Genomic DNA, 14928 nt, shown 5'->3' with positions numbered 1-14928 from the left:
GAAATACTAATTTGTATATTTTTTTCTTAAGGTTGCTAAATCGTTATTGCTCAGTTCCATTTCGGTTTTAAGGAATTCGTCTACACTTCCGTATTTCGAAATAAGTGCATTATAAGTTGCCATCAGGTATTCACGCTTTACGCCGGCCAGATCTTTGGCTACCTTTTCCTTAATTCCCATCTGTACCATACCTTTTACCATTTTTTCGTTTTCTTCTTTACGAAACTCATTACTCAGTAAATAATCTTCCAAAATGGTTTCTTCGGGAACGCCCAAAGCATATAATAATAAGGCTGCACCAACACCAGTTCTGTCTTTTCCTGCCGTACAATGAAAAAGCAATGCCGACGAATCTGGTTGTTTTAATAAAGCTTTAAAAAACGGCTGATACTTAGCTTTCAGGTGTGAAGTTTGACTGTAAAAAGATTCCATCAGCGAATCGGCTGAATTCATTTTGGCCATTTGCGCCATCCAGCTGCCCAGGTTTTCGCTGCCAGCGGGTAATTGCAGGTAACCGGCATTTTTGGGTAATCGGTCTTTCGCTTTTGCTACTTCATCATTTCCCCTAAAATCAACCACAAAACGGATGTGTTTCTGATCCAGCATCATAAGATCTGCGTCTGTTAATTTACTGATTTCTCCTGAACGGAATAATTTATTCCACTTTACATGGGTACCCTGTTTGGTTTCGTAACCGCCGAGGTCTCTAAAATTAGTGGCACCTTTAACCGCAACGGCCCTGGTACTATCTATCACCGATGCAAAGGCAAACTGCGCACTAAACACCAGGCTTAAAAACAGGATAATGTTCTTTTTCATTTTTATTTGTTTAAATGGTAAATAAGGAGCAAACTCAAAAAAGAGATGCTCCTTATCTTAAAAAAATTATTATAATATTATTTAAGCAACCACATTAACTGGTTTACATCATCATTGCCTCCATATTGACTGGTAACAGCTGCTTTGTAGTTTGCAAAATTATTATTCTGCTCATCAATTGGATATTGCCAGCGAACCGGGATTTTTTGAGAAGGATTTATGCCGGGGCCGTTGTTTGAAAACGCAGGCACACCGGTTCTTCGCCAGTTATAAAATGCTTCCCAACCCGAATTTTGCCAAAAAGCAACATACTTTTGTTCAAGAATCTGCTTTAAACCATCCGTGTTATCACCTTTGTATACCACATTGGCATTGTTCAGAAAATCAGTGGTATTTAAGGTGACTGATCCAAGGGTTAAGCCTTCACGGTTTCCAACGGCATAACTCTGGCCGTTAACCACTCCATAAAAACTTAATGAAGCATTAATACCATTGTTGTACCATGTTGAGGCCGATCCGGTTAACCAGCCCCTGTTAATGGCTTCGGCAATATTGAAACACATTTCTGGATAACCAACTAAGATTAAAGGATCAGGACCTACAAATGAAGCATAATACCTTTTAAAGTTTACATAAGAATACATGCCCAAAGCATCATTTGCAGATAAACCCGCCTGTGTAAGCGCAATATCAGAACCCACATAAGCGGTAAAATCAGATACCGTTTTACCTGCTGTAATCTGTGCCGGCGCCGGTGTGGCTACTATAAAAGTCCTCGGATCTTTATTTACCGTAGTAATATTCAGGTAAGTTTTGCTTACGTTACCAAAAAGGTTATAAGTTTCATCCGGGTTATAGATATACTTATTTACTGTAGCGTTAAATTTAAAGTTAAGGTTATCTGTATTTCCACTTAAGATGGGGTATTTTGCAGGATTACCGATGATGGCTGCAAATTGTGTTTTAATATTCAGGTCGGCGTTATCATCAGCCCTTTTACTCAGGGAGATTAATACCCTAAGTTTGTAAGCATTGATTACCTTTTGCCATTGCAGGTAGGTAAGTCCGAAAATATCTCCACCAACTGCCGTAGATGAATTTAAAGGCGTTACCAGTGTACTCATGATGTTGTTTGCATCTTCCAGTAATTGCAGCGAATTTTTATAAACATCGTGCTGGGTATCAAACTTTGGCTGAAAAATAGCCGTATTGCCTGCTTCTGTCATCGGGATATCGCCTACCCTTTGTGTAAGCCAGATAAAACTGTATGCCCTGAAGAATTTTCCAAGAGCAGCATAAATGGTATTTGGTGAGTTAAACTGGGTAGCCGCCTGACTTTCCATTTTAGATACATACCTGATAATATCATAGGTAGTTGCGGTATTGCTAAACGCGTAGGCATTTAATCCGCGGTAATAGGCATTAGAAGAAGTGGTAAACTGGTTCCAGCGCATTACCTGGCCGAATGGGTCTTCTTCAACTGCATTTGCGGCCTTATCAACAAAACCTCCTCCTTTATAAAAACTCCAGGTAATGTGGTTTAATAATAACGAGGCAGGAATGGTAGAATTTTCATTGGCAACGTTTGGGTTGGGCAATAAATCTCCTTTTTGGCAGCCCATTGCACTAATAAGCAACATAACAACTGCTGATATTTTTAATATATTAGATTTCATATTTTATTTTTTTGAGCGTTAAAAGCCTATATTGATATTAAAACCATAACGACGGGCAGTAGAGCTCTGCAAATCCGCTTGTTTACCACCTAAACTTTTGCTGGTTAAATTAAATCCTGAAGCATACTGATCAAGGTCGATGTCTTTACGTTCAGCAAAGTAAAGCAGGTTTCTGCCTACCAATGAGAATGAAGCCGAACGGATGAACGATTTCTCCAGCCATTTCTTCGGTAAAGTATAACCGATTACCACCTCGCGGAGTTTAATATAAGAACGGTTCACCATAAATGGCTCATCGAACAAACCATAAACACCATTCTGGATATAACTTCTTAAGGTTACCGCTTTGGTGTTTGGCGCAAAAGTTAATTCGTTAAAATTGTCTATTTTCCCATCAGTATAGTGCGGCGTACCTGATGTAATTACTACCCCGTTGCCAACCATGGCTGCAGTAGCATTACCTACCCCACCGTTTGTACTCTGCCATTCTTTTAAACGGGCATCACCATACTGGCCTTCTACCAGTTCGATGGCGTTACCCGCGTTCATCATCTGCGCATATACATAATCGAATATTTTTCCGCCTGAGCGTCCGTCCAGCTGGAAACTAAAGCTTAAATTTTTATAGGTAAACCTGTTGTTTAACCCAAATACAAAATCAGGGTTGGCATAGCCTAAAAGCTGGTTGTTGTTAATACCTGCCTGTTGTGCCAATGGTAAACCACTTGCATCGTGGATCACCTGTCCATCAGCAGATCGCACATAAGCACGACCATAAAAAGCATCTAAACGTTCGCCAACTTTATAATTATGTCCATTGATTGGTAAAGCATCTACACCTCCATAAATTTCTTTTAAGGTTTCTTTATAAGTAGATACATTGGCCATTACTTCCCATGAAAAACCACCTTGTGTTTTAACGGGAGTTCCGTTAACAGAAAGTTCCCAACCTTTTTTCTGTGAAGTGATGGCGTTTACACTCCTTGTGGCATAACTGGTAGAAGGTGCCAAAGCCAATTGGTAAATAAGCGGACCGTTTATTGATGTAAAATAGGTAAACTCAGCGCCCAGTCTGTTTTTCAAGAATTTAACATCAACCCCTGCTTCGTATGATTTTACGTTAAAAGGTTTGATAGCTGGATTTGCAATGTTTTTTGAATAATCTACCGAAGGCGTATTATTATAATAGGTAGTAGAGCTGTAAGAATTCTGATTATCATAAGATGGTCCATCGTATGATGAGATCAGTTCTGTACCATAACCACCATAAAGTCCGCCACCCAGTAAAGAGCCTACTGTATTACCGGTTAAGGCCTGGTAAGCAGTACCAATTGTTGGATTGGTTAATGCACCTTTTACATCAGCAAATGAACCCCTTACTTTTAAAAACGAGATAAATGAAGGTAATTTTGCGTAATCAGAGATTACACTGCTTAATGAAACCGATGGATAAAAGAAGGTACTTTGTCCTTTTGGCAGTGTAGAAAGATCATCAACGCGGCCTGTGGTATTAATGTTTAACCAGTTTTTAATTCCAAGATCTACGGAATAGTAACCACTGTATACCTGCATTTTTGACCCAAATGTATAACCCTTGATCGGGCCTTTTGAGTTTGCGAAATTATAAACATTAGGGATATTCATCGCAAACGTAGTTTCCCAGTTCGAACTATATTCGAAAGTTCTCAGGTTTCCACCTACTGATACGCCAAGGTCGAACCAATCGCCTATTTTGTTGTTATAATTTGCCAATACATCATGGTTGTGCTCCATCAGGCGACGTTGATCTTCTCGATAATCGCCATACCAGATGTTGTATATACCACCGGTTTTGTTAAACTCATAATCGTTAACATACTGGTTTAAATTGGTTGAAGGTGGTACTTTTTCTGTTCTTAACTGGTTCCAGGTGGTAATTTGTGTACGGGCAAGAAAGTTTAAATGCTCATCAACTTTATAACTCAGTTTTGCATAACCGTTAATATCGGTTTTGTTATGGCTGTGTAACCATTCGTTGGCTGTAAAATAAGGGTTATTATGTCTTCCGTATTCTACGAAGTTCTGAACAAGTCCTTTTCTGCCACGCTCCCCACCCCAGTAATCTTCAACTTCTGCAACATCCCAGTTGGCCGAACCATATACCTTAAACTGGTATACATAACTATTTGGACCGTAAGATACATCCGGAATATTTGGGGTGTATTGCGAGTTAAAATTCAAACTTCCATCTACGCGTAATTTTTCGCTGAATTTGTATCCGGCAGAAAGTGCGAAGTTATCGATGTTGAGTTTGGTATTTGGCGCCATCCCTTTTTGATAGGTATGGGTAAGCGATGCCCTTAAATCATATTTATCGCCAGAAGCACCCACCGAAACGTTATTGGTAGATAAAACTCCGGTTTGCATAAAGTTTTCAAAGTTGTTTACGCCTTTCGCTGTCCATGGTGTTAACGTTCTTTTGCCGTTTGCATCCAGCGGACTGTTGTACTGCGCTACTCCCTGGCCATCAAATTTTGGCCCCCAGATGTTGGTTCTTCTGTAACTGCCATCCAGGTCGTACAGGTCTGATCCATAAGCATATTTATAGTCATTTCCATAACCATATTGGGTCTGGTTTTCGGGCAGGGCCACAAAACCACTTTCCAGCATGGTGCTGCTGTTCACATCAACGGTAAATCCGCGTCCATCTTTAGAGCCTTTTTTGGTTGTAACCAATATTGCACCATTCTGGCCTCTCGAGCCATAAAGTGCGGCTGCATTTGGTCCTTTTAAAACGGTATAGGTTTCAATGTCATCAGCACTGATGTTCCAGGTATCAGAGTTTACCGGCACACCATCAACCACAAATAAAAGGTCGGTACTTCCGCGTAAAACAAGCTGAGGGCGGCCAAGCATTTCGGCATTTCCACCAACCGTTAGTCCGGCAACCTTGCCCACCAATGAATTGATTGCGTTTGGCTCGCGTGCTTTTACAAGATCTGCACCTTTAACTTCCTGTGTGGCGTAACCGATTTTTTTGGCTTCCTTTTTAATACCAAGCGCGGTAACCACCACATCCGATAATACATTTGCATCGTTTTTAAGGCTGATGTTTACTGTTGTTTCATCTCCAAGTACAACCTGCTGCGTGGTAAAACCAATTGAGGAGATAATCAATACCTGTCCTTTTTCTGCCGAGATGGAAAAAGTTCCGTCTGCAGCGCTGGAGGTACCAGTTCTGCTGCCTTTAAGCATAATACTCACACCGGGCACAATGGCCTGGGTGTCATCTTTAACAATACCCCTGTACTGGGTGCGTTGGGCAAATAAAGCTGAAGTATGCGTTAACAGCATAAGCAACAGACAGGCCCTGAATAAAATAAGTAAGTTTTTTTCCATGAAGCGTTCTTTAATGATAAGCTGCGCAAAAATAGAAGCAGCACATTATGAGAATGTTTAGCATAGAACATGAAACGATAAATTTTTGGTTAAGAAAATCGACAAAACGACATCAAAGTACGATCCTATGTAAAGAAAATAATAACTTAAAATTTAAGACCGAATTCAAAACCCTTCCGGTAGAAAAAAAATTAAAAAAAGACTAATTACACGCTATAAAAAATCAAAAATCGCCAATCATATTACTTTATTTTGATCACTCCCTCAATTAAAACAAGAAAGCATTCAGAAAGCACCTAAAAAAAAAGGAGAATACAAACAAAACCTACAATAAGCGAATATCTATAAACTAAAAAAGCCATAAACATATCACCTACAGCACAAAAAATAAAACAAAAGCAGGAATTACCTAAAAAACAGGCAGAACAGATATTTATTCAGGATAATTTAGAATTAAAGCGCCTTATTCAGATACTAAAACACAAGGTTAAATGCTGTAAATTTAAATAAGGTGACTTTTATGGATACTTTCTTTAAGTAACACAAATTCATCACTATCCTGTGGGATAATCCGCCTGAGTGATTTCAGTTTCTCGGGCACAAACCTAAACCTGATTTTACCATAAAGATCCTGATAAACACCTACCTGTTCGGTTATTTCGCGCACCATGCATTCATATTTCTGGTAGGTTTCGATTAAGTCTCCCTTTAGGTTCCTGATCTGATCACAACCCTGGGGATCATTCCCGATGATGCCTTCGAGCTCTTCCAATTGATCAAGCAAACCAATCATATTGGCCACTGTGGTTTTACTTATCCCTTTTAAACTCATAATTATTTTTAATATCTGACATTTCTACGCTAACCCATCTTACATCGCCATACTTATTTCGAACGATCAGACAGAAAGCAAAAATGCAAAACTAATGTTTAGCTAAAGTAAACAAATATTGATATAAATGTTAACCAATACTAAACAATTGTTTATACAAACAAAAGAAAGAAAAAGACACCCCCGTCCTGCAGACACCCCACTTGAAGACTATCGTGTGGACACAATTAATTATAAAGATTCTTTTCCCGCTCTATGCCGCTGCGGCAAGGTAGTTTTTCACAGTTAATGTTGTTTTTAATGGTGTTCAAGAATGCTGCGCATTTTGGGGCGCCAATTACCTAAAGCGCTTTGTCAATCCGGCAATGTGGCTTCTCACCATCCCACGCCCATCAAAAAAACAGCGGCAATTGTTTTGCTCGTTTCTGATCAATGAAAGTTTGAGTGATATTTTCACAAAACCACTGCGTTTCAGGTTTGGTAGCGCAAGTTGTCCTATTGTGCAACTGTTTTTTTGATCCTTCCGCCACTTGGGATTAACGGAGTTTTGCGGTTAGGGCCGTGTTATTTCAAAGCAAGCTAGTATAACTCCACAAAAATTTAAAAAAGATGTGTCCACACGATAGGCGCAGGCGGGAACCACGAAGTGCTCAGCGAAGCTAATCTTAATGCACCTGCAAACCCTACCAAGGTATTAAGATTATTCTTAAGTTACTTCAAACTGCAAGCCACTTAAATACCTGTATAATCCCTGTTCATTATTAATCAGTTCGCGGTGGGTACCCGATTCGATAATCTGTCCTTTCTCCATGACAAGGATTTTGTCTGCCTCGCGGATGGTAGATAAGCGGTGTGCGATGATAATAGAGGTACGCCCTTTCATTAATTCTTCAAGCGCTTCCTGCACCAAACGTTCCGATTCCGAATCCAGTGAAGAAGTAGCTTCATCTAAAATTAATATAGCAGGATTTTTCAGCAGTGCCCGTGCTATTGCTATGCGCTGGCGTTGTCCGCCTGATAATTTTACACCACGTTCTCCAACCACCGTTTCATAGGCTTCGGGAAAAGAAGTGATAAACTGATGTGCATTTGCCCTTTTAGCTGCTTGTATAATTTCTTCTTTTGTTGCGGTTAATTTACCGTAGGCAATGTTTTCCAATATGGTACCGCCAAATAACATCACATCTTGTGGCACAATTGCCACCTGGTTTCTGATGTCGGTAAGGCTGTATTCACTGGCTGGTTTGCCATCAAACAAGATCTCGCCGCTTTGCGGATGATAAAACTGTAATATCAATCCGGCGGTGGTAGATTTACCCGATCCGCTGGGACCAACTATAGCGATTTTCTGTCCAGCCCTGGCCTCAAAGGATACATTGCTTAATACTTCCATTTCCGGTCGTGAAGGATAAGAGAAACCCACATGATTAAATGAGAGATTTCCTTCCATTTTTTGCTTCACCACGTGATGTTTTTCCTCTATCGATACCGCTTCACCATCTTCTGCCAATATTTCGAGCACCCTTTCGCTCGCCCCTACTGCTTTTTGTAAATTAGCAAACAATTCAGGAAAACTACCCAGGGCACTTCCTAAAAACATGGCATAAAGGGAAAACTTTAACAGTTCGCCAAAGGTAATTTCGTGGCGACCAACCAAAATACAGCCATAACCTACCACCGCCAAAATACCCCCAAAAACGCATAACACAATAAAGGAGACAAACATCCCCCTGAATTTAGCACCTTTAATGGCGATATTGGCTACTTCCCGAATGGTATTCCGGTAACGGGCAGCTTCATAGGGTTCGTTTACAAAAGCCTTAACATTGGCTATACCTAAAAGCGTTTCTTCTACGATGCTGTTGGATTCAGCCATTTTATCCTGGGCCTGGCGCGAAATCTTTTTAATAAAACGGCCAAATAAAACGGCGAAAACAATCATAACAGGTAAAACCAAAAGCAGCGCAAGCACTAACTTTTTCGAAATAACAGCCATAAAAACAATACCACCTACCAGGAGTACAAACTGTCTCAACATTTCGGCTATGGTGGTGGTAAGGGTATCCTGAACCTGAGATAAATCGGCAGAAATCCTGCTGTTGAGCTCACCAACCCTACGGTTAGAAAAAAAGTTCATCGGCAGCGTAATCAACTTAAAATAAGTATCTCGCCGGATATCGGCTAACGATCGTTCTGCCACATTAACAAACCACAATATCCGGAAATAAGACACTACGGCCTGCAAGGCTAACACAATAAAAGCTAATGTTAGGATGCCCGGTATGGTGCCCGGCAAATAACCATTGCTACGTTTACCCTGCGCGGTATCTATTAAGGCACCTATAAATGCCGGAAAAGCAAGGCCAACCAAACTGGACAGGAACAGGAAGAATAAAGCGGCTATAAATTTACCGCGATACGGCTTTAAATAAGTGAGCAACCGGGCCACATGACCTAAACTCTCTTTGTTTATTTTTGCTTTTGATAATTCAATACCCGTTGCGTTACCGCTGTTTAAATGCTTTCTTGCCATTATTTTTGTGTTGATATACGGAAATCGGAATCTTCAGGCAAACCATGATTTTTCTGATTACCAATTCTACGATTAGATAAATCCTAATCATCAAGACGGATCAGCACGAAAAATACTTTAAATATTCATCAAATTTTTAAGCCTGTTACTTTTAACCGGGAAGAAAACGAAGAAAGTAAAAAATATGGGCTGCTTTAAGCTTTTTAGGATAACCTTATTATACTGCTAGCTGAAAATCATCGCTGAAGGTAGCATTATATACTTTGAACCTAACCGGAGTTCCATCCTCTACAAGCTCAGCGATAAAGGCATCAAACATTAGTGAAAACATTGCAAAATCAATTTCTTCCCGACAGATGACCAGGTAGCTATTATTACGCTCCAAAACAACTTCTTTTACAAACTCTTCCCAATGGGTTTTGATCCTGTCTGGCAATTGATTAAAAGGCTGACTATCAATAAATTTCCCAAGAGCAAATATTTGCTCCCCATTCAGGCCCGAGGCATTTTCTGCGATCCAAAGGCCATCGACCTTAGTTAATGAGCCGAGCAAAAAGCCATGATATAATATGTTCCAGGGTTCCCCTTCTCCAAAACGTACCAATTGATAGGTATCCGTATCCTCCCCTTCAACAAAGGCATAATCGAGCACCACCGTGCTGGTGATGGTTGCCCTGTTTTCTTTAAATACATTTGAATACTGTTCCATACCGGTGGACATAATTGACCTCAACTTTTTCCCTATTAAGCGCAAAATCTGCATCTATATCTTCTGAATTTAACTTTATATCTCTTACATAAGCCAGCGCACGATAGGTAAGTCCCCTTCTTTTACGAATACGGAGTAGACAATTTCGTTTGCCATGCCATAGTTAAACAGCAAAACCTGCTTATGGTTTTACGCAGCGGCAATTCTAAAAAATGTTGTTAAAAATATAGACAGGTGCCTGTCTTTAATTGAGGTCGGTATGTTAATAAGTAATCATGACAAAGGCTGTATAATCAGAATAAAAGCAGCAATACGCATGATCTAAAACTGACTTTTTTGGTAGAAATGTCAGGAAAAGAAATATTAAACACTAAGCCTTCTTTACCCCTTGCCTTGGTTTGATTTTTGAATAGCCTTGTACAAATTTAGTTTATAATAAAATGAAAAGATTCCTACCATATTTATTTGCTACCGCCATTTCGGTTGTGGCTATTTTTTCCTCCTTTACTTTAGCAGATCCTGAACTGGGAATTTCTACCGCACTTTTAAGCTGGATGGCCTGTATCTGGATTATTTCGAACGACAGAAAAAATCGCAGGTGCCTTTCGTAACAAATGATTTAATTTTTTTTACAGTAGCGAAACACAGTCCATAAATACCAGGATTCCGAAATACCAGTCCTCCCTCATTCCAAACAGCTCTCCCATTCTACGCCCATCAGCAGTTGATGGCAGCATGAAGCAGATGATAATCCCACGCGGAAATTCTGTCGTCATTATTTTTTTGACCTTACACTTAATTCATGCGGATCACTTATATTTAGCATTTTAATGCTCCGATGAAATCAAAAAACAAAAGCCAGTTTTTATTGGTCATGCTCCTATTTTTAGGATGCTCACTTAGCGCACAGATCAAGTTAAATGGATCCTACGTTGCTACCAGGGTAAGTTATTTAAGTGATGAAAACCTGCCCGATGAAAATATACTCAAGTACACCTATGTTAAGTATACCTTTACTCCTGACGGACAGATTGGGATTACGGGAAGTTATGAAGAAAAGAATACTGAATATTTTTTTACGGTAAGTGGCAACCGCCTTTTTATAAAAAGCAGTGCTGGGGCTATTGTAAACACCCTAAAGATTATGGAATCCAGCGAGGATAAACTCATACTGATTAGCAGCTCGGTTACCGGTGCCCTGGATGATCCTAAATCAATTAAATATACCCTTTATAATGAAAAGTTAATTCAAAAGCGTATGCCATTATCATCCAGCGACATTTTCAGTATAAAAGGTAACGATACTACCTATAAATCAGGTCAGAAAATCTATGCACAATTCCAGGGAGCATCTTTTCAACGTTATATTTATGCAGAAGTTGCAAAGAAGAAACTTAACCCAAAAGACGTGGATTTGGTTTCAACCTTTATCATCAACGAAAATGGAAAACCAGATAGCGTAAGGATCCTGCAGGGAATCAGCCCAAAATTTGATGCAGCGTATCTCAAAGCATTTAACAGCGCTAAAAACATGTGGATACCAGCCAGCCATAACGGCAGGAATGTAAAGGTAATGATGACCGTAAATTTAAACTACCTCAGTTCTGCAACGGCTTTACCTTCTTTTTTCAGTTCGAAAAAAGCAAATGAAGCCTATCTTGCAAAAGACTATGAATTAGCCCTCTACTATTACAACCAGTCGCTGGAAGGCAGGCCAGTGGAGGTTGAAGATTTATATCGCCGAGGAATCTGCAAACAAATGCTTGGCAATCTGAAAGGTGCTTGTGAAGATTGGCTAAGCATTCAGAAAATGGGAAAGGATACTGCAAATGAATTGCTATTGAAATTCTGCAAATAGCGACCTGCGGTGTACATATTCAATACCTGTACCGTACCCAAATGGTAAAGCTAACGCTGTTGTTTGAACAGCCACTTTGGGATTGCCTCATCCAGCAACAGCGGAATGGCTATATTGTTATGGTCCAGTTCATCATAAGTGGTAAAAATGACCTTTTTGTTCTTTTTGAGCTTTGCAAAAAGTGTTACGCTTCCCTCATATAGGTTCTCTGTATCCTTTGCTCCGTGGATTAACCAGATGTTACTGGCGTTTAAAGCTTCCAAATTTGAAAAATCGGGAACTGCGGCAACCGAAACCATACCCGCAAAACGTTCTGGTGAGATACTGAGCATGTTTTGCGCAGTAGAGCCGCCCATCGAATACCCTACGAGGTAAATCCTGCCGGCATCAATGCTGGTATATTCTTTCTGTAAATCGGTTATAAGTTTAAGCAGGCTGTAAACCTCATCAGAAGGTTTTGAAACTAACAGCCCGTTTTTTGCTACGATATAATTGGAAGAACGCCCGCTAAATTGTGGTGCCAGGACAAAACATTTATATTTTTTATAGATTTCATCCCTGATCCATATCCGTGATAAAGGCTCCAGTTGTTTTTCATTATCATTCCCAATGCGTGTGGAATTATGCAGAACGATCACCAGTGGATATTTAGTACCCTGTTTATCACTTTCGGGTAATAAAAAACGGTAAGGCAATTCCCGGTTACCTTCGTTATAACTTCGTTTGAGGAATTTATCTGCGGGAAGTTTATTGAGTGTAGCCCTCGCCTGTGCCGCTGTTGCGCTATCAATTTTAATTGTATTGTGCTTTTGGCGCTGCGCAAATGAAAAATTTACGGCAAATAGAGTTGTGATGTACAGGACGAATCTGAAGGTATTATTCATGGGATTTAAAGCTGCACCGCTAATATAAATTATTTTATTAATTGTTCCGGTTAGCTTTTAAACTGTTACCATAACGACCGATCATGTTCATTTACCATATTTCTGCAAAGAATATAACCCAACCGGCTGCATCTTTCTGCCACCAGGTATTCCACATCAGCGGGTACCTCGTTTATGATCTGATAACGGATCTTGTACTTTTGATTATAACTTAAATGGATAGTCAGGTAGTGGGCTGTAGACCGTCTTTCGGAGAAACTGACGAGATGGAGGTCTTGTAGTTCTTGCGCGGCCCGTTGCAACCTGTTGTTCATAATCCTCGCCAGGGCAGCGTCCTGTTTAAATGCCGTCTCTAAAATTGCAATCACCGTAACCTTCATCAATGCAAAATTACCATCTTCGCAGCCATTTGCAAGCGACCTTTTATTAACTCACTGAGAACGAGAAACAATATTTTTATGCACATACAACCTGCACCAATATATTGTCCTTTTTATTGCAATTCGGGTCTTTAAAGTATTTTTGAAGGCAACGATCAGGCTTAGGAGTATCCCTAAAACTAACCTTTTTTAGCAATTTCCTGATGAAAGGCTCCCTGCGTTTTAGCGAAATCTAATTAACTGATCTTCAAGCCAGAACCCCTCTTTTGGCAGATTTACTGATAAAAAATGCAAACCAATCGCTTTAGGCGGGTGTTGTTATTATTTATACTTTAATTTATTATTATGAACAATCACCAGATCATTTACAGTAATCTAGAAGAATTATCCAATAGCATCTATACGCTCACAAAAGGCGAAGCAGACATTACCGGGTGGCCTGTAAAGAGTGGAGAAAACCGCATTGGCAAAGTGGCAGAATTACTTTTCGAACCCGAAGCAGATACCGTACGTTATGCAATTATTGCGTTGGATGAAGGCACCACAACAGTGGAAGATAAAAAAATACTTATACCCATTGGTCTTGTTGACCTTGACACTGCTGAAAAAGAAATCCTGGTTCCTGATTTTCATCATGAACAGCTAGAAGCAATGCCGAGGTATATTATCGGGGAGGTAACGCCCGAAATGGAAGACCACATCAGAACAGTTATTGGTAGCCCTGCGGCATTAAAAATGGAAGAAGAAACGGTGGAAATTGACAGGGAAAACTTCTACCGCCACCAACACTTTGACAGGAACATTTTTCCTCTTGGCCGTAAAGATCAATAGCACCCGCTGTTTGATAAAAGAGAATGGAACAGTGATGAAGAGGTTGTATCAAAAAGATTCGGCTCAGATGCTGTTTTATTGAGCTTCCCGAAGAATTGAGGCAAGTAGCCGAACACCTAAAAGAGTATTTAAACAAATCCTTCGGAAAGCTACCATTTACAGACTTCAATCGATTGGTCGTCATTGCGGGGAACATAGAAAAGCAATCTTAATGCACACGCCAGTAACGGTGGTTTTAAGATTGCTTTGTCGGCTGAAAAAGCCTTCTCGCAATGACGATTTATCGAGAAATATTGCCATCATAGCGTTCCTCTGTCACTCATATTGATTTTTATACTATAAATTACCCCTCTGGATGACAAATCTATATTTATGATACAACCTTTTATCCCTTACTCAATAAGTCAGGGCAGGATATCGCTGAAGCATATTCGGATTTACAGCTTCATTCAATAAAAAATCTGCTACATCAGCCCTGGAAATTTTCCTGACCATAGTTCCTTTATTAAGATCTGGCAGTACCTTGTACTTTTTCGTTAAGGCACCATTGGTTAGCATACCCGGCCGAATAATTTCCCAGTTAAGTTTACTACCGGCAATAATCTCTTCCATCAATGTTTTGTTGATATATTGGTGTTTTAGAAAAAGCCTGATAACTGTCCGCATAAAAAAACTTAAAAAGTTACTGCTGTCTCCTGCACCAAAACCAGTAATCACTAAAACCGGTGCTTTAAAATCCAGTTCAGCACCTGCTTTTACCAGTGCTGCAGCGGTATCCGAAAACAATGTGTTTGGTTTTTTATTTTTCGTGCCAATTGCAATAATCACTGCATCTGCATCCATCATCACTTTTTTTAAGTCGTTAACCGAGGTAGCGCTGCCGTTAACCTTAATTAACTGGGAGTGACAGGCAATACTTTCTGTTTGGGGAGATAAAGCAGTTACACGATGTCCCTGATCCAATGCTTGCTTAACGGTTTCCAGGCCTACACCAGCTGAAGCCCCTATAATGGTAATGTTCATGTTAT

The 14928-nt window shown here is 39.9% G+C and carries 12 protein-coding genes; 3 read left to right on the top strand and 9 right to left on the bottom strand.

What is annotated here, in order from left to right:
- Nucleotides 1–6: 6 nt before the first annotated feature.
- From R2R28_RS10175 to R2R28_RS10150, 6 genes are all read right to left on the bottom strand, one after another.
- Nucleotides 7–819 (bottom strand): tyrosine-protein phosphatase, encoded by an 813-nt coding sequence (locus tag R2R28_RS10175; protein ID WP_316825573.1) that lies wholly within the window; start codon nucleotides 817–819, stop codon nucleotides 7–9.
- Nucleotides 820–896: 77 nt separating this feature from the next.
- The gene (locus R2R28_RS10170) at nucleotides 897–2495 is read right to left on the bottom strand and encodes a SusD/RagB family nutrient-binding outer membrane lipoprotein (protein ID WP_316825572.1); all 1599 of its coding nucleotides are present in this window, start codon (nucleotides 2493–2495) and stop codon (nucleotides 897–899) included.
- A gap of 18 nt (nucleotides 2496–2513) precedes the next feature.
- A complete protein-coding gene (locus tag R2R28_RS10165; RefSeq protein WP_316825571.1) occupies nucleotides 2514–5873 on the bottom strand; it encodes a SusC/RagA family TonB-linked outer membrane protein in 3360 nt (1119 codons plus the stop codon).
- Nucleotides 5874–6375: 502 nt separating this feature from the next.
- Entirely contained in the window at nucleotides 6376–6705 is a 330-nt protein-coding gene (locus tag R2R28_RS10160) for a hypothetical protein (protein WP_316825570.1), read from the bottom strand.
- Nucleotides 6706–7411: 706 nt separating this feature from the next.
- Complete coding sequence (locus R2R28_RS10155; RefSeq protein WP_316825569.1) at nucleotides 7412–9238, bottom strand: ABC transporter ATP-binding protein; 1827 nt, start codon at nucleotides 9236–9238, stop codon at nucleotides 7412–7414.
- 217 nt (nucleotides 9239–9455) lie between these two features.
- Nucleotides 9456–9947: a hypothetical protein gene (locus R2R28_RS10150; RefSeq protein WP_316825568.1), complete on the bottom strand. Its 492-nt coding sequence runs from the start codon at nucleotides 9945–9947 to the stop codon at nucleotides 9456–9458.
- Between the two features lie 440 nt (nucleotides 9948–10387).
- Here R2R28_RS10150 and R2R28_RS10145 point away from each other — a divergent pair, with 440 nt between their 5' ends.
- Both R2R28_RS10145 and R2R28_RS10140 read left to right on the top strand, forming a co-directional pair.
- Nucleotides 10388–10558 carry a hypothetical protein gene (locus tag R2R28_RS10145; RefSeq protein WP_316825567.1) on the top strand — a complete coding sequence of 57 codons (171 nt, stop codon included), beginning with the start codon at nucleotides 10388–10390 and terminating at the stop codon, nucleotides 10556–10558.
- Between the two features lie 227 nt (nucleotides 10559–10785).
- On the top strand, nucleotides 10786–11805 hold the full coding sequence (locus R2R28_RS10140; RefSeq protein ID WP_316825566.1) for an energy transducer TonB: 1020 nt from the start codon (nucleotides 10786–10788) through the stop codon (nucleotides 11803–11805).
- A 50-nt stretch (nucleotides 11806–11855) separates the two neighbouring features.
- Here R2R28_RS10140 and R2R28_RS10135 read toward each other — a convergent pair whose 3' ends face one another.
- Together R2R28_RS10135 and R2R28_RS10130 are read right to left on the bottom strand one after the other, a co-directional pair.
- Entirely contained in the window at nucleotides 11856–12689 is an 834-nt protein-coding gene (locus tag R2R28_RS10135; protein ID WP_316825565.1) for an alpha/beta fold hydrolase, read from the bottom strand.
- A 65-nt stretch (nucleotides 12690–12754) separates the two neighbouring features.
- Nucleotides 12755–13069, bottom strand: coding sequence for a hypothetical protein (locus R2R28_RS10130; protein ID WP_316825564.1), 315 nt, complete (start codon nucleotides 13067–13069; stop codon nucleotides 12755–12757).
- A 345-nt stretch (nucleotides 13070–13414) separates the two neighbouring features.
- Between R2R28_RS10130 and R2R28_RS10125 the strand changes: the two genes are divergently transcribed.
- A complete protein-coding gene (locus tag R2R28_RS10125; RefSeq protein ID WP_316825563.1) occupies nucleotides 13415–13900 on the top strand; it encodes a PRC-barrel domain-containing protein in 486 nt (161 codons plus the stop codon).
- A 396-nt stretch (nucleotides 13901–14296) separates the two neighbouring features.
- Here the strand turns inward: R2R28_RS10125 and R2R28_RS10120 are convergent, their stop codons facing one another.
- A complete protein-coding gene (locus R2R28_RS10120; protein ID WP_316825562.1) occupies nucleotides 14297–14923 on the bottom strand; it encodes an NAD(P)-dependent oxidoreductase in 627 nt (208 codons plus the stop codon).
- Nucleotides 14924–14928: the final 5 nt, after the last annotated feature.

The organism is Pedobacter miscanthi (genome assembly GCF_032678605.1).
In the GTDB taxonomy this organism is placed as follows: domain Bacteria; phylum Bacteroidota; class Bacteroidia; order Sphingobacteriales; family Sphingobacteriaceae; genus Pedobacter; species Pedobacter miscanthi_A.
The sequence above is the reverse complement of the archived record's forward strand: the minus strand, read 5'-3'. Positions and strand labels throughout refer to the sequence as shown.

Excerpts from the sequence above, each read along its gene's own strand:
- R2R28_RS10175 (WP_316825573.1), bottom strand. The coding sequence starts at position 819 with ATGAAAAAGAACATTATCCTGTTTTTAAGCCTGGTGTTTAGTGCGCAG.
- R2R28_RS10170 (WP_316825572.1), bottom strand. The coding sequence starts at position 2,495 with ATGAAATCTAATATATTAAAAATATCAGCAGTTGTTATGTTGCTTATT.
- R2R28_RS10165 (WP_316825571.1), bottom strand. The coding sequence starts at position 5,873 with ATGGAAAAAAACTTACTTATTTTATTCAGGGCCTGTCTGTTGCTTATG.
- R2R28_RS10160 (WP_316825570.1), bottom strand. The coding sequence starts at position 6,705 with ATGAGTTTAAAAGGGATAAGTAAAACCACAGTGGCCAATATGATTGGT.
- R2R28_RS10155 (WP_316825569.1), bottom strand. The coding sequence starts at position 9,238 with ATGGCAAGAAAGCATTTAAACAGCGGTAACGCAACGGGTATTGAATTA.
- R2R28_RS10150 (WP_316825568.1), bottom strand. The coding sequence starts at position 9,947 with ATGGAACAGTATTCAAATGTATTTAAAGAAAACAGGGCAACCATCACC.
- R2R28_RS10145 (WP_316825567.1), top strand. The coding sequence starts at position 10,388 with ATGAAAAGATTCCTACCATATTTATTTGCTACCGCCATTTCGGTTGTG.
- R2R28_RS10140 (WP_316825566.1), top strand. The coding sequence starts at position 10,786 with ATGAAATCAAAAAACAAAAGCCAGTTTTTATTGGTCATGCTCCTATTT.
- R2R28_RS10135 (WP_316825565.1), bottom strand. The coding sequence starts at position 12,689 with ATGAATAATACCTTCAGATTCGTCCTGTACATCACAACTCTATTTGCC.
- R2R28_RS10130 (WP_316825564.1), bottom strand. The coding sequence starts at position 13,069 with ATGAAGGTTACGGTGATTGCAATTTTAGAGACGGCATTTAAACAGGAC.
- R2R28_RS10125 (WP_316825563.1), top strand. The coding sequence starts at position 13,415 with ATGAACAATCACCAGATCATTTACAGTAATCTAGAAGAATTATCCAAT.
- R2R28_RS10120 (WP_316825562.1), bottom strand. The coding sequence starts at position 14,923 with ATGAACATTACCATTATAGGGGCTTCAGCTGGTGTAGGCCTGGAAACC.